20 protein-coding genes are annotated in these 22,113 nt (G+C 36.9%); 15 read left to right on the forward strand and 5 right to left on the reverse strand.

What is annotated here, in order from left to right; all coding sequences use genetic code 11:
* The first annotated feature begins 17 nt into the window (after positions 1–17).
* The 10 genes from CRO00_RS03560 (at position 18) to CRO00_RS03605 (ending at position 9,824) form a co-directional block, all read left to right on the forward strand.
* Positions 18–1,352, forward strand: coding sequence for a VanW family protein (locus CRO00_RS03560; RefSeq protein ID WP_097072263.1), 1,335 nt, complete (start codon positions 18–20; stop codon positions 1,350–1,352).
* A gap of 15 nt (positions 1,353–1,367) precedes the next feature.
* Positions 1,368–3,044, forward strand: coding sequence for a GspE/PulE family protein (locus CRO00_RS03565; protein ID WP_097072264.1), 1,677 nt, complete (start codon positions 1,368–1,370; stop codon positions 3,042–3,044).
* Positions 3,045–3,055: 11 nt separating this feature from the next.
* Positions 3,056–4,102: a type IV pilus twitching motility protein PilT gene (locus tag CRO00_RS03570; protein WP_097072265.1), complete on the forward strand. Its 1,047-nt coding sequence runs from the start codon at positions 3,056–3,058 to the stop codon at positions 4,100–4,102.
* The gene (locus tag CRO00_RS03575; protein ID WP_097072266.1) at positions 4,099–5,310 is read left to right on the forward strand and encodes a type II secretion system F family protein; all 1,212 of its coding nucleotides are present in this window, start codon (positions 4,099–4,101) and stop codon (positions 5,308–5,310) included. Before CRO00_RS03570 ends, CRO00_RS03575 begins: the two co-directional genes overlap by 4 nt.
* Positions 5,311–5,358: 48 nt before the next feature.
* Entirely contained in the window at positions 5,359–5,868 is a 510-nt protein-coding gene (locus tag CRO00_RS03580; RefSeq protein WP_419865847.1) for a type IV pilin protein, read from the forward strand.
* A 94-nt stretch (positions 5,869–5,962) separates the two neighbouring features.
* Positions 5,963–6,940 carry a type IV pilus biogenesis protein PilM gene (gene pilM, locus CRO00_RS03585; protein WP_097072267.1) on the forward strand — a complete coding sequence of 326 codons (978 nt, stop codon included), beginning with the start codon at positions 5,963–5,965 and terminating at the stop codon, positions 6,938–6,940.
* Positions 6,937–7,539 carry a PilN domain-containing protein gene (locus CRO00_RS03590; RefSeq protein ID WP_097072268.1) on the forward strand — a complete coding sequence of 201 codons (603 nt, stop codon included), beginning with the start codon at positions 6,937–6,939 and terminating at the stop codon, positions 7,537–7,539. The genes pilM and CRO00_RS03590 overlap by 4 nt, the downstream gene beginning before the upstream one ends.
* On the forward strand, positions 7,539–8,243 hold the full coding sequence (locus CRO00_RS03595; RefSeq protein WP_097072269.1) for a potassium transporter: 705 nt from the start codon (positions 7,539–7,541) through the stop codon (positions 8,241–8,243). The genes CRO00_RS03590 and CRO00_RS03595 overlap by 1 nt, the downstream gene beginning before the upstream one ends.
* 32 nt (positions 8,244–8,275) lie before the next feature.
* Positions 8,276–9,028: a prepilin peptidase gene (locus tag CRO00_RS03600; RefSeq protein ID WP_097072270.1), complete on the forward strand. Its 753-nt coding sequence runs from the start codon at positions 8,276–8,278 to the stop codon at positions 9,026–9,028.
* Positions 9,029–9,110: 82 nt separating this feature from the next.
* On the forward strand, positions 9,111–9,824 hold the full coding sequence (locus CRO00_RS03605; protein WP_097072271.1) for a gamma-glutamyl-gamma-aminobutyrate hydrolase family protein: 714 nt from the start codon (positions 9,111–9,113) through the stop codon (positions 9,822–9,824).
* A 575-nt stretch (positions 9,825–10,399) separates the two neighbouring features.
* Here CRO00_RS03605 and lexA read toward each other — a convergent pair.
* Complete coding sequence (lexA, locus tag CRO00_RS03615) at positions 10,400–11,020, reverse strand: transcriptional repressor LexA (protein ID WP_097072273.1); 621 nt, start codon at positions 11,018–11,020, stop codon at positions 10,400–10,402.
* 168 nt (positions 11,021–11,188) lie between these two features.
* Between lexA and yneA the strand changes: the two genes are divergently transcribed.
* The 4 genes from yneA (at position 11,189) to tkt (ending at position 14,652) form a co-directional block, all read left to right on the forward strand.
* Complete coding sequence (gene yneA / locus CRO00_RS03620) at positions 11,189–11,527, forward strand: cell division suppressor protein YneA (protein WP_097072274.1); 339 nt, start codon at positions 11,189–11,191, stop codon at positions 11,525–11,527.
* A complete protein-coding gene (locus CRO00_RS03625) occupies positions 11,524–12,177 on the forward strand; it encodes a YneB family resolvase-like protein (protein ID WP_097072275.1) in 654 nt (217 codons plus the stop codon). The genes yneA and CRO00_RS03625 overlap by 4 nt, the downstream gene beginning before the upstream one ends.
* Positions 12,178–12,242: 65 nt before the next feature.
* Complete coding sequence (locus CRO00_RS03630) at positions 12,243–12,473, forward strand: DUF896 domain-containing protein (protein WP_097072276.1); 231 nt, start codon at positions 12,243–12,245, stop codon at positions 12,471–12,473.
* 184 nt (positions 12,474–12,657) lie between these two features.
* Complete coding sequence (gene tkt / locus CRO00_RS03635) at positions 12,658–14,652, forward strand: transketolase (RefSeq protein ID WP_097072277.1); 1,995 nt, start codon at positions 12,658–12,660, stop codon at positions 14,650–14,652.
* Positions 14,653–14,697: 45 nt separating this feature from the next.
* Here tkt and CRO00_RS03640 read toward each other — a convergent pair whose 3' ends face one another.
* The 4 genes from CRO00_RS03640 to adhP all read right to left on the reverse strand — a co-directional run bounded on the left by CRO00_RS03640 (position 14,698) and on the right by adhP (position 20,064).
* Positions 14,698–16,125 carry a sigma-54-dependent transcriptional regulator gene (locus tag CRO00_RS03640; RefSeq protein WP_097072278.1) on the reverse strand — a complete coding sequence of 476 codons (1,428 nt, stop codon included), beginning with the start codon at positions 16,123–16,125 and terminating at the stop codon, positions 14,698–14,700.
* A gap of 18 nt (positions 16,126–16,143) precedes the next feature.
* Positions 16,144–17,769 (reverse strand): sensor histidine kinase, encoded by a 1,626-nt coding sequence (locus CRO00_RS03645; RefSeq protein ID WP_419865848.1) that lies wholly within the window; start codon positions 17,767–17,769, stop codon positions 16,144–16,146.
* Between the two features lie 5 nt (positions 17,770–17,774).
* On the reverse strand, positions 17,775–18,923 hold the full coding sequence (locus CRO00_RS03650) for an iron-containing alcohol dehydrogenase (protein ID WP_097072280.1): 1,149 nt from the start codon (positions 18,921–18,923) through the stop codon (positions 17,775–17,777).
* 130 nt (positions 18,924–19,053) lie between these two features.
* A complete protein-coding gene (gene adhP, locus CRO00_RS03655; protein ID WP_097072281.1) occupies positions 19,054–20,064 on the reverse strand; it encodes an alcohol dehydrogenase AdhP in 1,011 nt (336 codons plus the stop codon).
* A 358-nt stretch (positions 20,065–20,422) separates the two neighbouring features.
* Between adhP and CRO00_RS03660 the strand changes: the two genes are divergently transcribed.
* On the forward strand, positions 20,423–22,105 hold the full coding sequence (locus tag CRO00_RS03660; protein ID WP_097072282.1) for a methyl-accepting chemotaxis protein: 1,683 nt from the start codon (positions 20,423–20,425) through the stop codon (positions 22,103–22,105).
* Positions 22,106–22,113 lie beyond the last annotated feature (8 nt).

Below are 22,113 nucleotides of genomic sequence, written 5' to 3' on the forward strand. Positions count from 1 at the left end.
AGGTGAGTAAGCTGAATATGCAAAAAAAAATCACAGTATTAATCGCGCTTATTGCTATATTAATTTATATAATTTCACCATTAAATGTTTTTGAAAAATATACAGCCTCCGCTGATGAAACAACTGCCAAAGGATCGACAATTGGGGGAGTTGAAGTTTCAGGACTCGAAAATGAAGAGATTCAAAAAGCTTTAACAGATGCCATCATTAATTGGAAAGCAGAACCATTAACTGTTTATGGTGGTGGAACTGAACTATCCATTGATGCAAATGAACTTCAATATAATTTAGATTCAACTCTTACTCAATACGAAATGATGACAGATAAACCGTGGTTTGATTTCTGGTCTGATGAAAAGATTGTTCACTTACCACTGGAAGTTATGATTTCAGACAATATCTTAAATGCAGTTGAAGACGTAGCAATTTGGAGTAAAGACGAAACAATCAATAAAATTGTTGGACAAGCTTCCTATTTAAAGGAACATAACATTGAAGCTGTAGTAACCGATCTGTCGATTATCGAAAATGATCGTTTAGCTCTTTCTATAGAAGAAATTCCAGAAGGTGCACTAGGGATCTCCTACTTAGCTCAAGCAATTAATGATAAAGTCATTAATCCAAATGAAATTTTTTCGTTGTTAGAAACCCTTGGCGAAAATAGCGATATTTCTAACAATCTTGGTCTTAATTTCCTAGCATCTGTGCTTTATAACAGTGTATTACAAACGAGTTTCGATATTCTTGAACGCCATTCACAAAACGAAATTCCTACTTATTTAGAACCGGGAATTGAGGCTGCAGTCAGTAAGTATGAAAATAAAGATTTGCGATTTGCAAATACAACGGAATCACCAGCACTCATTAAAGCTAGTGTTGAGAACGAGATGTTAAAGCTTGAAATATACTCAAGTGTGAAGGAAAGTGATGTTTCTGTTCAAGTAAATCAGGAAGAAACAATTTCTCCAAGGATAATTATTCGTTACTCAACTGAATTACCACTTGGTCAATCAAAAATTATTCAAGAAGGTAAGAATGGTGTAAGAATTTCAGTCTTTCGCTCAATTACAAAAAATGGTAATATGGAAGAGGAACATATTAGTCGCGACTATTATCCGCCGACAAACCAAATTGTTCTTAAATCATTAGTAAAATTAGAAGAATCAGATACAGAAAATCCATTAACAGACGATGACTTGAACCTTGATTTAAATGGGGATGGACTTCCTGATTTAGATAATTACTTCCCAGGAGCCCCATCTGATCTAAATACTAATGATTTACCAAAAGATGAAGATGAATTGCCACCTGGCAGTTATTATGATAAAGGTGGGAATTTAGTGACTCCATAGAGAGGGGATATGATGATGAAACCTTCTTCACGAAAACGACTCGGGGATTTGCTTGTAGATGCTGGAGCGATTACAAGTGAGCAACTTGATTTCGCCCTTACAACAAAAAGTCGGGATGAAAAAATTGGGGATTTCCTCATTAAACAAAAAATTATTACAGAACAACAATTAATAGAAGTTCTTGAGTTCCAACTAGGCATCCCACATGTGCACTTAAACCAGTTTACCATTGACCCTGAGTTACTCCATTTGGTTCCTGCAGAGTTAGCAAAACGGGCAATGGTCATGCCAATTCGTCGTGATCGAAACAAACTTTTCATTGCCATGGCTGACCCTATGGATTATTTCGCCATTGAAGAAGTCCGAATGGCTACAGGATGTCAGATTGAGACAAGTATTGCGGCAAAAGACGATTTATATCGAACAATTACGAAATACTATGACCTACAAGAGTCAATGGAAGCTGCACTTTCTGACCTTGGTATGGCTGCCACAACTGTTGATGCACCACAACAACAAGAAATGACCGACGAGGATTCACCAATAGTCCGATTAGTAAACCAAATCATTGCTAATGGTGTTGCTCAAAAAGCAAGTGACATTCACTTTGACCCTCATGAAAATGAATTTAAAGTGCGTTACCGTATTGATGGTGTGTTACGAACTGAGCGATCATTGCCTAAACATATGCAAAATATGATGACAGCTCGTGTGAAAATTATGGGGAACTTAAATATTACCGATAACCGTACACCACAAGATGGACGAATTCGAACAACGGTAAACTTTAAGCCAATTGACATTCGTCTATCTACATTACCAACCATTTACGGTGAAAAAATCGTAATGCGTATACTAGATGTTACAAATGCAGCAAATGATATAACTAAGCTCGGATTTACAAGGAAGAATGAAAACCTGTTCCGTGAAATGATTGCACGTCCTAATGGTATTGTATTAATAACAGGTCCAACTGGTTCAGGTAAATCTTCTACTTTATATGCTGCGTTATCGAACTTGAATAACGAAGATGTGAATATTATTACCGTTGAAGATCCAGTTGAGTACCAATTAATCGGGGTCAACCAAATCCAAGTAAATGAAGATGTTGGATTAACTTTCGCTGCAGGTTTACGTTCTATCTTACGTCAAGACCCTGATATCGTTATGATAGGGGAGATTCGTGACTTAGAAACGGCAGAAATTGCTGTACGGGCTTCATTAACAGGTCACTTAGTGTTAAGTACTTTGCATACAAACAGCGCAGTTGAATCCATTTCTCGATTACGAGATATGGGAATTGAGCCTTTACTAATTTCATCATCACTAGTCGGGGTAGTTGCACAGCGTTTAGTCCGAAGAATTTGTCGAGATTGTGCACAAACCGTTGATGCAACAGATCGGGAAAAGGAGATTTTTGCAGAAAATGGACTACATGTGACGTCTCTGAAAAAAGGTCGAGGTTGTCCTTCTTGTAACCAATCTGGCTATAAAGGGCGATTAGCGATACATGAAGTTTTACCAGTGGATCGCAATATTAAGGACATGATTTTAAATCACGGTAGTACTGCACACTTGTCTGATTATATGAAAAAAGAAGGTTACAACTCTTTATTAGTTGATGGTTTACTCAAAGTAATGGATGGGTTAACAACAACTGAGGAAGTAGTTCGCGTAGCTACAACAGAATAGGGAGATTTACGATGAGTATTTTATCAATTCGCGATTTACTAATGCGTGCATATACAGAGAAAGCATCGGACTTACATTTAACTGTTGGGGTCCCTCCAATTTATCGTCGAAATGGTAAGCTCGAGCAGTATGGCAATGAAATTTTAACGCCAGAAATTTTACATGATATGGTCTATGACATTATGCCTGAGCATAAAGTTGCAGAGTATAAGAGTCATGGAGAAACAGATTTCAACTTTTCATTGGATGACCTATGTAGATTCCGTGTTAATGCGTTTCATCAAAAAAACGCTTGTGCATTGGTTCTACGGTTAATATCATCAAAAATTCCAACAATCGAATCATTGCAAATGCCGGATGTACTTTATAAGTTGATGGAAAAACCTCAAGGATTGATTTTAGTTACAGGTCCAACAGGTTCAGGGAAATCAACGACACTTGCGGCGATGATTGATTATGTGAATGAATCAAAAGCAAAACATATTATTACACTCGAAGATCCAATTGAGTATCTACATAACCATAAACAATCCATTGTAAACCAACGAGAAATTGGTGTAGATACCGAAACTTTTGCAACAGGTTTACGTGCAGCACTACGTCAAGACCCAGACATTATCTTGGTTGGTGAGATGCGTGACTTAGAAACCATTTCAACAGCAATAACTGCTGCGGAAACGGGACACTTAGTATTAGGAACATTGCATACATCCAGTGCACCAACATCGATTGACCGAATTATTGACGTGTTCCCACCGCATCAACAAGGACAAATTCGGGTACAACTTGCAAACGTGCTTCAAGGGATTATTTCACAACGATTATTCCCACGTAAGGACAAGGGTGGCCGTGTCGCTGCAACAGAAATTTTAGTCGGTGTACCAGCCATTGCGAACTTAATCCGTACCGAAAAAGTTCACCAAATCCCAAGTATCATGCAAACAAGCAGAGCAATGGGAATGCATACGTTAGAAAGTTCCATCCAAACGCTAGTCTCTTCAGGAAAGGTTTCGTTAGAAGAAGCAAGACCTTTCATGAATGTTGGTGATTATAGTTGACGGTTTACAAATATACCGGTCGAACAAAACAAGGTGCACAAAAAAAGGGAACTGTCGATGCACCAACAAAACAAGCAGCCATTGCGAAACTTCGTGAACAAGGCATCAACCCACGTCAACTAGAAGAATCGAAAAGCCTAGCACATCTGGAAATCAAGCTAGGATCAAGTGGAAAAGTAAAAAATGAGGATTTCGTAATTTACTGTCGTCAATTTGCCACGCTTATTCGTGCAGGGATTTCCATTGTAGAAGCAACAAGAATTTTGGCTGAGCAAACAACAAGTAAAGCATTAAAAAAAGCATTGCTAGAAGTGGAAGAAGATGTACGAGCAGGAACACCCTTTTCTAAAGCAGCCATAAAACACCCAAAGGCTTTTCCACAACTTTTTGCAAATATGATTAGTTCGGGGGAAGCAACCGGGAATATGGATGAAACATTAGAGCGACTTGCGAATATGTTTGAAAAGCAATTTAAATTGAAGAAGAAAGTGCAATCAGCTTTAACGTATCCAGTAATTTTACTGTTTATAACTTTTGTTGTTGTGTTCTTCTTGTTGATTTTTATCGTACCAAACTTTGTGAAAACCTTTGAAGAAATGGGTGCTGAATTGCCATTACTTACAATCTATATGATAACTTTCAGTAACTTTTTACAGCAATATTGGTGGTTGGTAATTATTGTAATTTCGGGATCGGCTTTTGCTCTCCAATTTTTATATAGGAAAAACAAACAGTTTAACTACACTGTTAATTTATCCTTACTAAAATTCCCGTTATTTGGGAAACTGTTGCAAAAGTCTGCCATAGCTCGTATGACAAGGACTTTATCATCATTATTTAGCAGTGCTGTTCCAATTTTAAATGCTTTAACGATAGTTGAAAGAGTAGTAGGTAACCCAGTATTAGGTAAAGTAATTATTGAAGCTAGAACTAGCCTTGAAAAAGGACAATCTTTATCGGGTCCATTTGAAAGAAGTTGGTTATTTCCGCCATTAGTCACTTCAATGACGAAAATTGGAGAATCGACAGGTTCATTAGATTTAATGTTAGAAAAAGTAGCAGATTTTTACGAAGAAGAAGTGGATCGGTCTGTTGATACTTTAAAATCTTTAATTGAGCCGTTAATGATATTAATATTAGCTGGTGTAGTAGGACTAATCGTAGCGGCAATAATGTTACCGATGTTTAGTTTATATGAACAAATGTAAAAAAGTTTATTTAAAGGTAGATGGATGCTTTGCAAGGAGGTGAAAACTATGCAACAAGCGTCCGTGCAAGAAAATGATTATAAAAGAGTGAATAATTTAGGAGGAAATGATATGTTTAAAAAAATGAAAAAGCATGTGAAAAATGAAAAAGGTTTGACTTTAATTGAGTTATTGGCTGTTGTTGTAATCTTAGGAATAATTTCTGCTATTGCAGTCCCTGCAATTGGTAATATAATACAAAATTCAAGAGATAAAGCAATTCTTTCAGAGGGTGTAAATATTTTATCTGCAGCAAAATTAGCTTATACTGATGGTAAGTGTGATGTTTCATCACCTGCTTCCGGTGCCGCAACTGCAGAATGTGATTCAACTGATATAAATGGATATTTGGATGGTGTCGAATTAGGAGGAACTGATCAACCAACAGCAACAGCTAATTTAACTGCTGCAGGTACATGGACGTTGACTTACTCACGTTGGACAGATATAAAAGGCAATGATTATAAAGTATCAGGTGCTGCAACCGAAGCTGATATTACTTCAAAGCTAAATAAGTAAAACATTAGAATAAATTAAAATATTTTAGTTCCTCTAATAGTATTAGGGGAACAATTAATATTTTAATTATAATTGTTAAAAAGGAGGCCCTCGCATGTTCAACCCAAAGAAAAAATCACACCTATCCATCGAACTCCGAGATTATGTCATACGTGCGCTTGTGATGAAGGGGCCTAGTTTAGAACAATCACAGCTTTTTGAAATTCCATTAGAAAATGGAACAATTGTTGAATCAACCATCGAAAACGAAATGACGTTGTTTGATATATTTAAAAAATATGCATCAAAATGGGGCGGCAAAAAGCAAAATGTCCGCCTTTTTGTGCCGGATACGTCGGTGCTTTTAAAAACTTTTGAACACCCTGAAGACGTTGAGCCCGATAAACTTTTAGAATATGTACAAATGGAGCTTGGGGAGTCGATTCGTGTTCCCTTTGAAGATCCATTAGTGGATGTTTATGACCATGTCCCGAATGATGGACAAGCTGTCATTTTTGCGGCACCATCTGACGAAATTTCAAAACTCACATCGCTGTTTCTTGATATTAAAATGGAGCCTGAAGTCGCTGATATCCGCTCACTTTGTAATTTGCGATTGTTAGAAAAAATCGGCTTTATTGATGAGGAAAAAACATTTTTAGTCGCTGATTGGTCCATCAATGAACTCTCAATATGTATTTACTCACAAGGGCAAGTGGAGTTTCTTCGTTTCCAATTGATTGAAACCGAATTACATAAATGGGCAGCTACTGTTGAATCCGAGCAGGAAGTTCAATTTTCGTTCCAAGGTGAGTCTCAAAGTTATTTAATGCAAGTTATGGATGAAGTGCTTGAACTGGATCGAATGATGAACTTCTTCCGTTATTCTTTACATAAGGGTGAAAAGGGTGTTGACGAAATTATTGTCATGGGGGATAATCCGTTTCTAGAACAAATTACGGAAACACTAAACAATAACTTGACCATTCCATCTAAACTGGTAAATGATGAAGTGATTGCGAAACATTTCCCTAATTTTAAAGCGAAACATGCTGCATTATTAGGCCTCGCCCTTAAGGAGGTTCACCCATGATTCCAGATATAAACCTGTTGCCTAAGGTTGAAAGGCGACAAAATAACTCGAAATTACTATATATTTTATTAGCGATCATTGCACTACTTGTTTTAAGTCTTTTAGTTTGGCAGTATTTTAGCGCGAGAAGTAATTTAGCTTCAATCTTAAATGAAGAACAAGCCCTTTTAGCTCAACGTGATCAACTTCAATCTGAACTCGACAATATAAATAATGCAAAAGCGCAGTTCACATTAGAACAATCTGTGCAATTTTTAGATCAAATTTCTTACAAGGTTACACCGTTAATTAAAGAAATTTCAAACTTACAACCAACAAACTCTTATTTAAGAACATACGAGTTTGCAGAAAAAAGTGTAACAATTTGGGTAGACTTTGAAACGATGAATGATATATCGAATTATGTAGCACGTTTAAACAATAGTGCTTACTTTTTAGACGTTCAAGTTTCCACTATATCGAACTTTGAATTAGTAGTTGAATCTGAAAATGGAGAAGTGGTAGAAGACACGACGAACTTTAATGAACAACCACGATATACAACGAATATTACATTGATTATTGATGAAGCCTATTTAGCTACTGGAGGTGAAGAGTAATGAAACTTTTCTCTGGTAGTAAAAATTCTAGTCTCTTATTACTCATTGCGCTAATCGCTGCATTATTATTTGCACTTTACTATTATGTAGTTTTGCCAAAAAAAGAGGAACTCGATCTAACTCAAAACTCCATTTCTAGTGCGCAAACGGAAATTAAAACATTACAAGATCAAATTGCGCAATTAGAAACAGAACAAGCAATTGAGACAAATTCTTTTGCACTCCGTAAAAAATTGCCGCAAAGTCGCGAAATAGCTCAGTTGCTACTTAATATTGAAGAAATTGAATACGTTTCAGGTACAAGAGTATTAAATATGAATTTTAACAATTACGATTCCCTGGTGTCGGAATCAATTAAGCAAGAAGAAGAAACAGCACCTGAAGAGAATACAAATACTGAAGAAACTACACCTGAAAACGCAGAAGAAGGAGAAACAGAAGAGGAAGAAACACCGATTTCCTCGATTGACATTTCAACATTACCGAGTGAATTAAAACTTATTACCTTTGTGATTGATGTCGAAGCTCCTAACTACAATAATCTACTGAAATTTATCGAAGAAATTGAAAACCTAGAACGAATTATGCACGTAGATGCGTTGAATTTTGAACTACCAGGTGAGGAAAGTGTCATTCTCGATGAAGAGGAAACGGTAACAGTATCTCTTCAAGTAACTACGTTTTATCATGAAGGTGACGAATAAAAGTATACAGGTATAAGTAAGGGGTGTTTACCATGGACATTGTATATGCTATTTTTGCGTTACTTTTTGGACTTATTTTTGGTTCATTTTTTAACGTTGTGGGTTTACGGGTTCCAAAGAAAGAATCCATTGTAACCCCACCATCTCATTGCACATCTTGTCAGCGTAGATTAACAGCACTCGACTTAATACCTGTTTTTTCATACATATTTTTAGGTGGTAAATGTAGAAGTTGTGGTGCAAAAATTTCACCGATCTACTTAGTGACGGAACTTGTAACGGGGATATTATTTGGTTTTGTAGTATGGCAATTGGGGATTACAATTGAAACGGCCGTTGCTTTATTATTCATTTCATTATTAATGATTATTGTTGTATCAGATATTGCTTATATGTTAATTCCTGATAAAATTCTACTTTTCTTTTTGCCATTCTTAGTTTTAGGAAGAATTCTATCACCTTTAGACAATTGGTGGGATAGTTTACTAGGGGCAGTAGTTGGTTTTGGTATTCTATTATTAATTGCAGTAATATCTAAAGGTGGCATGGGTGGGGGAGATATTAAGCTCTTTTTCCTCATTGGGTTAGTATTAGGTACTGCCAATACGCTAATCACTCTATTTTTAGCTTCTGTTATAGGCATGTTTGTAGGAATTATCGTTTTGAAGGTGCGCGGGCAAGGAAGAAAAACTCCAGTGCCTTTTGGTCCATCCATCGCGCTTGCTGCAATTATTGCCTATTTTTATGGGGAAGCTATGTTAAATTGGTATACAGGTTTATTTTAGCTTAACGTCATTGCGTTAGGCTTTTTTATATGGTCAGGAATGATTTACCTCTCCTCGAATATTTTATAGAGGAGGTGCTTTCGTGAAGCCAATCATCGGGATCACAATGACCATTAGTAATGGAAGATATTGTATTAATACCCCTTATGTAAAATCAGTTTTAGATGCAGGGGGAATTCCGTTTTGTATTCCTTTTGGTGTTGAAAAAGATGTCACGCAAGTAATTGATTCTATTGACGGCCTATTGTTGACAGGTGGGGTCGATATTCATCCTCATTATTTTCAAGAAGAGCCTCATCCTAAGCTCGGTGAAGTGATGTTAGAGCGTGACAAAGTGGAGATTGCCCTTGCTCATGCAGCGTTAAATAGGCGGCTTCCTGTTTTTGCAATTTGCCGTGGCATTCAGCTGTTAAATGTAGCGTTAGGGGGAACTTTATATCAGGATATCAATGCCCAATATGAGTCAGAGCCCCTGCTGCATAAACAAAATGCTCTAAGACACGAACTTGCGCATTTTATTGAAATTACGAAGGGTACTAGATTGCATGATATCATTGGAAAAGATCGTGTTGCTGTAAATTCCCTTCATCATCAAGCAGTAAAAAATGTTCCAGATTTATTTCAAATTTCCGCCAAAGCAAGCGATGGAATAGTAGAAGCAATGGAATTAAATGACTACCCATTTTGTTTAGCTGTTCAATGGCACCCTGAGGAAATGGCTGCAAAAGGGGAGGAGTATTCCAAGAAGTTGTTTAAGGCGTTTGTCGGTGCGTGTTCGAAACAAAATGATTCGTAGTAAGCGAGGCTAAGTGCACAAAAGCGGATGCAAACGCGCAAAAGCTGGGCTAAGTGCACAAAAGCGGATACCAAACGCACAAAAGCTGGGCTAAGTGCACAAAAGCGGATGCCAAACGCACAAAAGCTGGGCTAAGTGCACAAAAGCGGATGTCAAAAGCACAAAAGCAGGGCTAAGTGCACAAAAGCGGATGCCAAACGCACAAAAGCTGGGCTAAGTGCACAAAAGCGGATGCCAAACGCACAAAAGCTGGGCTAAGTGCACAAAAACGGATGCCAAAAGCACAAAAGCAGGGCTAAGTGCACAAAAGGGATTCTAAGTGCACAAAAATGGATGCCAAGCACACAAAAGCGAGCCTAGATGCACAAAAACGATGCCAAGCGCACAAAAGCCAGCCTAAGTGCACAAAAACGATGCCAAGCGCACAAAAGCGAGCCTAAGTGCACAAAAGAGAATGCCAAGCGCACAAAAGCGAGCCTAAGTGCACAAAAGAAAATGCCAAACGCACAAAAGCGATTCAACAAACAAAAAAAGGTTGTCCTTCAGTCTATTTATGACTAAAGTGACAACCTTTTTTATTGAATTTGACGGTATAAGCCAACAACTTTACCTAAAATCGTAACTTGGTTCACTAATATTGGATCCATACTCGAGTTTTCAGGCTGTAATCTGAAGTGAGTTTTTTCTTTAAAGAATCGTTTTACTGTAGCTTCATCATCTTCTGTCATTGCTACCACAATGTCCCCGTTATCAGCCGTTGATGTTTGTTTAACAATCACGTAATCTCCATCTAATATACCAGCTTCAATCATGGACTCTCCCATTATCTCAAGCATAAATAGATTATCTTCACCTGTTCCATATGTATCTGGTAGTGGGAAGTATTCTTCAATATTTTCAATTGCTGTAATTGGTAGACCTGCTGTAACTTTCCCTACTAAAGGAACATGAACAACGGATTGTTTTTGAACAGTGTCACTTTCATTCTCTAATATCTCAATTGCGCGAGGTTTCGTAGGATCTCGGCGAATAAGGCCTTTACTTTCTAGACGTGCTAAATGGCCGTGTACAGTGGAACTAGATGCAAGACCTACTGCTTCCCCGATTTCTCGAACAGATGGTGGATAGCCCTTTGTACGAACTTCTTCTTTAATAAAAGTTAGTATGTCTTCTTGCCTTTTTGATAATTTTTTCAACTTTCTCACCTCTTTAAGTGAATATCTATCTCTATTAATTACATATAGTATAGCAGTGAAAGATTGGAAATGCAAACATAGGTTCGAAAATGTTGTTGACAAAAACATGTGTTCGTATTAAATTAGGAACATAGATTCCGAACAAACATTCGATTAGGGGTTGAAATTATGAATTGGTTACAAAAAAACAATTACATCGTCGTTCTATTTATTGCATTCGTTGTGATGGTAGGCATTTTACTAATAACAGATAACGGCAAAACAACTTACGAACAAATTGAAATTCAACATGGTGATACATTGTGGTCACTGGCAGAACATTACCGTGGAAATATGAAAACACAAGATTGGATTCAACATGTACAATTGGAAAATCACTTAAACAATGAGATAATCGTTGCTGGACAAGTTATTACAATCCCAATAGGTGAAGATAGTAATTACATTGCGCAAAATAATATGAATGAAGATTCTCATTCAATAGAGGTAGCGAGTAAAGAACAATGAATAAAAAAGCAGTAATATACACAAGAGTAAGTACTGAAAAAAATACACAGGAAACTTCACTCACAAGACAACAAGAAGAACTATCCCGTTATGCAGAACAAATGGGCTATAACGTTCTAGCAATCTATCAAGATCAACAAAGTGGCTATGATGTAGAACGAGAAGGCTTGCTGGATATGATGGACTATATAAAAGAGCATAATATATCTGCATTATTCGTGCAGGATGAAACCCGTTTAGGACGTGGTAATGCACGAATGGCTATTTTACACTTACTTCAAAAAAGTGGGACAACCATTTATTCTCTAAATAATGCGGGTCCACTAACGTTAAATGAAATGGATACGATGTTACTTGAAATTTTAGCGATTGTGGAAGAATATCAACGGAAAATTCATAATGCCAAAATCAAAAGAGGGATGAAGCGTGCGGTAGAAAACGGTTATCATCCTGAGTTAAACATAAAAAATCGCCACAATCACGAAGGCCGTGAGCGGATTGAAGTGCCAATTGATGAAATCGTTAATTTACGTGAAAAGGGACTCACATTTCAAGAAATCTCTTCAATATTACGAGGATTAGGTTTCCAAGTTAGCAAAGCAACAGTTCACCGTAGATATACAGAATATATAGAAGGACTTGGAGACTAAACACTTGCGCTCCAAGTCTTTTTTACTTACCTTTTAAGTAGTGAAGATTGAAAGGTGAGAGAAATATGTTATCCAAAGAAAAAATTGAACGAATTAATGCACTATCTAAAAAAGCAAAAGCTGGCACATTAACTGAAGAAGAAGCAAAAGAACGTACATTACTCCGAAAAGAGTACTTAGAATCCTTCCGTAATTCGTTTAGGAACACAATCGAAAACGTTCAAGTTTATGATGCAAATGGCAATGAAGTGACACCAGAAAAAATTAAAAATATCCAAAAGAATAAATTGAATTAATAGAGTAAAAACTTTAAAACAGTGTCCAGCTATGCACCTTCATTAGAGCTTGACGTAATAATGTAGCACAATTGTAAAAAGTATGTCATAAATCCGAAAATGTCTGTAAATAGGATTGTTTTCTTATACAATCTTGTCTAAACTGTAAAAGTATACACATTAGCACGAGAAAGGATGTCAAATAATGGCACAAAACGCGGATCTATTAGCAATTAACGCAATCCGAACACTATCTATTGATGCAATTGAAAAAGCAAATTCGGGCCATCCAGGTTTACCAATGGGTGCAGCTCCAATGGCATACACTTTATGGACGAAACAATTAAGACACAACCCTCAAAACCCAAACTGGTATAATCGCGACCGCTTCGTTCTTTCAGCTGGTCATGGTTCTATGTTACTTTATAGCTTATTACATCTAGGTGGATATGGCTTAGATATGGAAGAAATTAAAAACTTCCGTCAATGGGGCTCTAAAACGCCAGGACATCCTGAATACGGTCATACAGTAGGGGTTGAAGCAACAACTGGACCACTTGGACAAGGGATTGCGATGACGGTTGGTATGGCAATGGCTGAAAAACATTTAGCTGCTACATATAACAAACCAGGTCACGAAATTGTGGATCATTACACATTTGCTCTTTGTGGTGATGGCGACTTAATGGAAGGCGTAGCTGCTGAGGCAATCTCTTTAGCTGGACACTTACAATTAGAAAAATTAATCGTGTTATACGATTCAAATGACATTTCATTAGACGGCGATTTAGCAAAATCATTCTCTGAGAACGTGCAAAAACGTTTTGAGTCTTACGGTTGGAACTATCTTCATGTTGCAGATGGAAATGACGTTGACGCGATTAATGCGGCAATCGAACAAGCAAAACAATCAAAAGGCAAACCAACTTTAATCGAAGTAAAAACGGTAATCGGTTTCGGTTCTCCAAACAAGTCTGGTAAAGCAGATTCTCATGGTGCGCCACTAGGGACAGATGAAGTTGTATTAACAAAAACAGCTTACGGATGGGGACATGAACCATTCCAAATTCCAGAAGAAGTTTATACAACATTTAAAGAAGCTGCTGAAAAACAAGGCGCTCAACCAGAAGCAGATTGGAACACGAAATTCGAAAGCTACAAAGCAGAATACCCTGAGTTAGCTGAGCAATTCATTAAAGCAATGAACAATGAATTACCAGCAGACTTTGATGCAGAAGTACCTGTGTATGAAGCGGGTAAATCTGTTGCAACACGTTCTTCATCAGGTGACGTAATTAACGCATTAGCGAAAAAAGTCCCTTCATTCTTTGGAGGAAGTGCTGACCTTGCTGGATCGAACAAAACAACGATGAAGGGTGCAGGAGATTTCTCACCTGAAACTCCAGAAGGCCGCAACATTTGGTTTGGTGTTCGTGAATTTGCAATGGGTGCTGCCTTAAACGGTATGGCATTACATGGTGGATTAAATGTATTCGGTGGAACATTCTTCGTATTCTCTGATTATGTACGTCCAGCCGTTCGTTTATCTGCTTTAATGGGTCTACCTGTAACGTATGTATTTACACATGATTCCATTGCTGTAGGGGAAGATGGTCCAACGCACGAACCAATTGAACATTTAGCATCATTACGTGCTATGCCAAATCTTTCTGTTATTCGTCCAGCTGATGCAAACGAATCTGCAGAAGCTTGGAAATTAGCTGTTCAATCAAAAGATGTACCGACCGTGCTAGTTCTTTCTCGTCAAAACTTACCGGTATTAGAACATTCAGCACAATTAGCTAAAGACGGTGTTGCAAAAGGTGCTTATGTTGTTTCTCCAGCTACAAAAGAAACTCCGGATGCAATTTTAATCGCAACAGGTTCAGAAGTTTCCCTTGCTGTTGAAGCACAAGCAAAATTACGTGCTGAAGGAATTGATGCATCAGTAGTATCGATGCCATCAATGGACCGCTTCGAACAACAATCAGCTGACTATAAAGAATCGGTTCTTCCTAAAGCTGTGACAAAACGTCTTGCGATTGAAATGGGTTCTTCATTCGGTTGGCATAAATATACAGGCTTTGAAGGCGACGTTTTAGCTATCGATCAATTCGGTGCAAGTGCTCCTGGTGAAATTGTTATGGAACAATACGGTTTCACAGTAGACAATGTCGTTTCGAAAGTAAAATCTTTATAATATCTAAAGGGGCATCTTCACAACCACGTGGAGAGCCCCTTTTTGCTATACTTTTCCTTTTTCATTTAACAAATATTTTAATTGGCGAGTAGTGATTTTTAATGAATCTGCCGTTTTTTTACGGTCGCCTACATGATTCTTTAACGATTTTAAAACAAAGGACCGACCCACTTGTTTCTCTAATTCTTTAACTGAAAACAGCACATCGTCTAATTGAATATCCTTGTATCGATCCCACATCGATAAGATATTCCTTGTCCAACCAGTTAAATAGGACTCTAAATCATCTTCGTTATGGTGCTGAATTTGATGCCCGCTATTTTGTGCTAATTTTTCTGGTAAGTATATTGGCGTAATCGTTGTTTCATCTTCGTCCATTAGCGCCACGGCACGTTTTACAATATTAAATAGTTCTCGTACATTCCCAGGCCACTCATAAGTTCGCATCATTTCCAAACTTTCCTTAGAAAACGACAAATGACTCGCATTTACTTTCCCTAAAAAGTACTGAAGGTAAAGTTCGAGATCTTCCTTTCTTTTTCGCAATGGTGGAAGATTCAGTTTTACAACATCTAATCTATACAACAAATCTTCACGAAAAGTTTTTTCTTCTACCGCTTTTTCTAAATCTCGATTGGTTGCTGCAATGATTCTCGTGTTTGTTTTACGAACCGATTCACCACCAACCCGGTAATATTCACCTGTTTCTAATACACGCAACAATTGTACTTGAATTCCTAAACTTGCTTCGCCAATTTCATCTAAAAAAAGCGTGCCATTGTCAGCAATTTCAAATATCCCTTTTTTCAACTTTACGGCACCTGTAAATGCCCCTTTTTCGTGTCCAAATAATTCGCTTTCTAGCAAAGTCTCGGGTATTGCACCACAGTTTATTCGAATAAATGGTTGATTATATCGTAAGCTTGCATGGTGAATAAAGTTGGCAAGTACCTCTTTTCCGGTTCCAGTTTCCCCTTCAATTAATATATTAATATTCTTTCTAGCTATTTTTTCAGCAAGTTTGGCAAGTTCATTCATTTCCTTATTTGCACCAATAATAAACCCGAGCTTTGAAGCTATTTGATTTGTCTCTTCTTGGCTCGAAACGGTCTCTACACTTAAATGTTTGTCCAATGTGTTTTCTAACTGATCTAAATCATCAAAAGGTTTTTCGATATAGTCGCTTGCTCCGTTTTTCAATGCCTCCACTGCAGTTTTGACGGTGCTGTAACCAGTCATAATAATAGCCTTACAATTTGGTTGTGAATTTTTTAGTAGTTTCAATAACTCTATTCCATTTGAATCGGGTAGTTTTAAATCGATTAAAGCTAGGTCAAAAGAAAGTTCTGATATTAAAGTAGTAAAATCATTTTTATTTACTGCAATACTTACTTGGAATCCTTTTTCCTCCAGTAAATGACGAAAGAAATTTCCAACTTCAATTTCGTCGTCCATAACTAAAACACGTTTCAACTTATGAACACAACCTTTCTATTGGCATTTAGCTGGTAATTTTAATCTGAATTCGCTACCTTCCTTGTACGTACTATCGATTTCTATAAATCCCTTATGTTTTTCGGCAATCCCTAAGCTAACGGATAAACCAAGTCCCGTTCCTTTTCCAGGCTCTTTTGTCGTAAAAAACGGATTAAAAATATCTTGCAGCTGGTGATGGGGAATGCCACTACCATTATCCCGGATGGAAAGTACAATCCATTTCCGACCGTGTTCCATTACTTCGCTCGATTCGAGGTGAATTACTTTTTCCGCAATCTCTTTTTCCTCAAGAGCATCCTTTGCATTAATCAATAAGTTTAATATAATTTGTCCAATCTGTTGGATATTTCCCTGGACGCACTGCATGTTCTTTTGCAAATGCTTTTCAATTGTAATATTGAGCTTTTTAAATTGATCTCCAATAATATCTAGTACTTGTTCCACGGCTTCGTTAATCGAGAAATCATCAAAACTATATTCGTCTTGGCGAGAGAAGGTGAGTAAATTTTGGATAATGTTCTTGCACCTTTTTCCACACACATAAATATCCGATAGCAGCTTGTCAGTTCGCTCGTCCAATGATCCACCACGTAATAGTAATTGGGAATTTCCAAGAATCGCCGTTAAAGGGTTATTTAATTCATGGGCAATCCCTGCTGCAATTTCGCCAATCGCCGCTAGCTTGCCAGATTGAATGAGCTGTGCCTCCATTTTTCGTTTTTCCGTAATATCAATAATATAAATAATATATGAATAGATTTGATAATTTTTATTGGCGATTGGATAAGCTCGTAGTTCAAATAAATGCTGCTTGTGATGAAACTCTTGAAAATAATTTTCTTCTATAATCGCTAAATCAGGAAGTTCAAGAAGTGTTTGTAGATTTTGACCTATAATAGACGAATTAAAAAAGTTGATTGCTGACTTATTACATTTTAAAATCGTCCCATTTGTATCGGTAATAAAAATCATATCGGATACGGACCGAAAAGTTTCCTCCCACTCCTTTTTCGTATCCAAAACTTTTTGATACAGCTTCACATTTTCAATACAAACCGCGATTTGATCGGAAAGTTGTTGGAAAAATGATAAATCAGCCTCGCTAAAATGGTTCAATTCTTTGCTGCCTATACTTAAAATACCGATGACCGCTTTTTTACTAACAAGAGGAATAATAAGAATGCTTTTAATCCCTAACGAATGATAAGCTGCTTCTTCTATATAGTTAGGTGTTTCGCTCTTTAGCTTGAACAAAACTTTTTCGAGTGTAAGAATAGAGTTCCAATAAAGGGAATTCTCCCTTTGAAATTGATATCCAATCGGAAAGTGAATCGAATCTAGCGGATAGACGTTTGATAAAAACAGTTCATTATTTTCATACAGGGATAAACTAATTCGATCGATGGCAATAAATGCTTTTATTTTCTCAAAAATGTTACTTAACATTTCATCAATAGACATTTCAATATTTAAACTTTGGGTTACTTCATTAATGACTTCTAATTGCATATTCTTCTTTTTTAGTTCTTCTACCATTACTTTTAATTCACTGTAATAGCTCTTTTTTGATGATTGAATGCCTGTCAGTTTGTCGATTAACGATTCTCGCTCTTTTAACACCAAGTTTACCAAGCCTTTCTGAAAAGTTGTTCAATGACACTCACTGTGACGTCTCTTGGATTGGTCAACATACATGCGTCATGCAAAGCTGTATAACTCATTTCAGCAATCTCACTATCATCCACTTGTAATTCAGATAGTTTTTGTGGAGCACCGATATCTTCTATTAATTCATTCACTAAATGAATGGCGATTTTTCCTGCTTCCATATTTGAAATGTTATGGTCTTTAAGTCCAAGTAGGTAAGCGATATCCGCAAACTTTTCTGGATTCGCTAATAAGTTATATTCCATCACATGGGGAAGTAGGATGGAGTTAATGTCTCCGTGCAAAATCGGATATCTGCCACCGACTGCATGACTCATTGCATGAACAGCTCCTAAAATCGCGTTAGAAAAAGCAATTCCCGCTTGTAGACTTGCCATCGCCATATGGGTTTTTGCCTCTTTATTATATTGGGATGCTACAGAAGAGCGTAAATATTTCCCAACTAGTGAGATTGCATTTTTTGCGTGAACATCTGTTAAAGGGGTTGCCGCTAAACTAATGTAAGATTCAATTCCATGCGTTAATACATCAATGCCTGTTGAAACGGTTAAATGGGTACTTTTTGTTACGAGTGTTTCAGGGTCAACAATTGCAATATCGGGTATTAATGACTTTGATATGATGGTCATTTTTTTTCGTTCTTCAGTATTTAAAATAATCGAAAACGGCGAAACTTCAGAACCGGAACCTGCAGTCGTAGGAACCATTATTTGAGGGGGGAGGGGGTGTTTAATTTTGTCAACGCCTTCGTAATCACGAATATGTCCTTCATTTGTGGAAAGTAGGGCAATGGCTTTTGCAGCATCAATCGTACTACCTCCACCAACCCCAATGACAGCATCACATTGACTTTCTAAATAAACTTCCCGCCCTTTTTCGACTTCGTAATCTTTTGGGTTAATGGTGATTTCCGTAAAAGTTGTATATTTTAATCCCGCTTCTTCACAGCTTTCTACGACTTTATCGAGCCAACCAGCTTCTAAAATGCCTTCATCACTAACAATAAAAACATTCGATGCTCCTAATCGTAGACAACAATCTCCAATTTGCGATATCGTATGGTTGCCAAAGATAATTTCTGGTAATACAAATTTATGAACGTTCATATGTACCTCCTTAAAAAATCTTATATATTTGTTATTCCATAAAAGAGGGGATTTTCCTTTTTCAAACAGCAAAAAGGTTGTTCAAATCGACAGCGATTCGACTTGAACAACCTTTGTAACGATTATGAAATTAAATTTTTAATACAACTCGTCCGTTAATTTTTCCTTCTTCCATTCGTTTGAATACTTCGTTAATATTGTCGAGCTCAGTTGTTTCAATCATTGCACGTACTTTACCGCGAACAGCAAAATCAATTGCTTCTTGCATGTCTTTTCTTGTTCCAACGATTGAGCCTTTTACAGTTACAGCGTTTAATACAGTATCGAAAATAGGGATTGGTAGTTCATCATTAGGTAGCCCAACTACGACTAAAGTACCACCACGTCTAACAGATTGGTAAGCTTGTTCAAATGCTTTTTTGCTAACTGCAACACTTACCGCTGCATGTACGCCGCCTACTTTTTCTTTAATTGCTTCAACTGGATCTTCTTTTAAACCGTTAATTGCAATATCAGCACCAAGTTCAAGAGCTAAGTTTGATTTGTCATCACTAATATCCACTGCCACAACATTTAATCCCATAGCTTTTGCATATTGTAATGCAATATGGCCAAGTCCACCGATACCATAAATCGCAACCCATTCACCTGGTTTTGCACCGGAAATTTTTAATGCTTTATATGTTGTTACACCTGCACATAGAATTGGTGCAATTTCAACAGGGTCTGCCTCTTTCGGAATACGAGCAACATAATCAGCAGGTGCTTTACAATATTCTGCATATCCACCATCTACTGAATATCCACCATTGAGTTGATTTGGACAAAGTGTTTCTTGTCCAGATAAACAATATTCGCAATCGCCACAAGCAGAATATAACCAAGGAATTCCAACTCGATCGCCAATTTTAACAGAAGAAACATCACTTGCTACCTCTACAACAACCCCAACACCTTCGTGACCTGGAATTAACGGTAATTTTGGTTTAACTGGCCAATCCCCATGTGCTGCGTGTAAATCCGTATGGCAAACTCCACAAGCTTCAATCTTTACTAAAATTTCACCACGCTCTAACGTTGGTTTTTCAACCTCTTTAATTTCTAAAGACTTGTTAAACTCATTCACTACAGCTGCTTTCATCAAAATTCCTCCCTTTTCTGGTTATACTTTTTTATAAGCAAAAAACATGCCAACTTTTGCATGTGTAAAAACGCTGAGTTTAAGAGAGTAGAAGATTTCTTGGGCCGAATTTTTGGCCAAATTGACCAGGAATTTGTTTTTGGGGTCAAGTTTGCCACTTTATTATCCAAATCAACTATTAAAACTTAAAGTAAATATTAAAATTGTCTAAAAGGCTCGAAAAACTATTACAAAAGTTATGTATTATATAAATATTTAGTTTCAATATATATCCATTTTTAAGATAAAATACCCTTTCTATAGAACTAGCAAATAGGTACGATTAAAAGAAGAAATCGTGAAAAGGTGGTGCAATTATTTGAGGTTTTCAATTAAGAAAAAAATGTGGATTGGTTTTGGTTCAATTTTATTCTTGTTAATTGCAGTAACTAGTTTGGCTATTATAGGATTGTTAGATTTAACGAATCGATATAAAGAAATTCTTGAAGTTGATACGCAAAAAATAGCTAAAATCACGGAGATCGATCAAAGTCAAAGAGTTATGGTGGCTACAATATTGGAGTATGTTTCTTTTGAAGACCCAGAATCGTTATCCATTATCGATGCTACTATTGAACAAAGAAATGCTGCCATTGAGGCTGTCATTGCGTTGGGAATTGATAAACAATCAACGGAATTACTTGATACCTTTAAGATGCATTCTGAAGAGTATATTGCAACAAATAACAAACTGATTGAACAAGTTCAAAAAGGAAGATTAAATGAAGCAACTTTTATGGAATCTAAATTACTGAATGATAAGCTAATCAGTACATTAAATGAATTAAAACAAACTTTTGAGAACGAAATTGTTGTGTCCCAAAGAAGTTTAGATTCTTTCCAATCGAAGGCGAATACAGGATTCATTATTGTCACAATCATTAGCATTATTATTGGTATTTTAATTTCTACATTTATTAGTAAAATCATTGCATCGCCAATCATCAAAGTAACCAATGCCCTTGAAGAAGTAGCCAATGGAAACTTTTTAATCGAACCAATTAAAATAAAAAATAACGATGAAGCGGGAGCAATGGCTGAAACTTTTAATAAAATGTTATCTGATATACGAAATGTTGTAACGAATGTCCGTTCTTCATCACTTCAACTTGCCACAAATGCTGAGCAATTATCTTCAACGACAGAAGAAACGTTAGCGTCCTCTCAAATGGTTTCAGCATCTGCAGAGCAACAAATGTTAACGAGTGAACAACAATCGAATTTGATGCATTCTGCTGTACAGGCTATAACAGAACTAAATGATGCAGTTTCTCAAATTGCTACGGATAATGAATTGATGATGGGCTCAACGAATGGCGTTCAAAAACTCGTGAAGTCAGGATCTGCTGTCGTAACTGAAGTTGTGAATCAAATGAACAATATTCATCATACATTTAGTGAAACATCGGATATTATGAAAAAAGTTGAAAGGCAATCCAATGAAATTCAAATGATTACATCTTTAATCAGAGAAATTTCAGATCAAACAAATTTGCTAGCTTTAAATGCAGCGATTGAAGCAGCACGGGCAGGGGACTATGGTAAAGGGTTTGCCGTAGTTGCGGATGAAGTAAGGAAGTTAGCAGAGCAATCGAAAAATTCTGCAATCGAAATTACTTCGATGGTACAACAAATACAGTCAGCAAGTAGTGAAGCTGTACAGGCAATTGTAATTGGTGGGGATAAAGTGGACCAAGGATTAAGCAAAACAAATGAATCACTTGAAGTGTTTAATCAAATTGAAGCGAGTGTGGGAGATGTGGTAATACGAGTAGAATCTGTTTCGACCGCAATCGAACAAATTCATGCCATGTCCGCTACGGTAAGGGATAGTGTCCATCAAATTCAGAATCTTGCAAATAATGGAGTAAAACTATCAACTGAAACGAGTGTTGCAACAAAACAACAAATCGCTGCCAATGAAGAGATTTCAGCTAGCGCAGAATCTTTAGCGGATTTAGCTGAAAGGCTTCAATCAGAAGTGGAACATTTTAAAATATAAAAAACAAA

It is taken from the genome of Ureibacillus xyleni, assembly GCF_900217795.1.
Classification (GTDB): domain Bacteria; phylum Bacillota; class Bacilli; order Bacillales_A; family Planococcaceae; genus Ureibacillus; species Ureibacillus xyleni.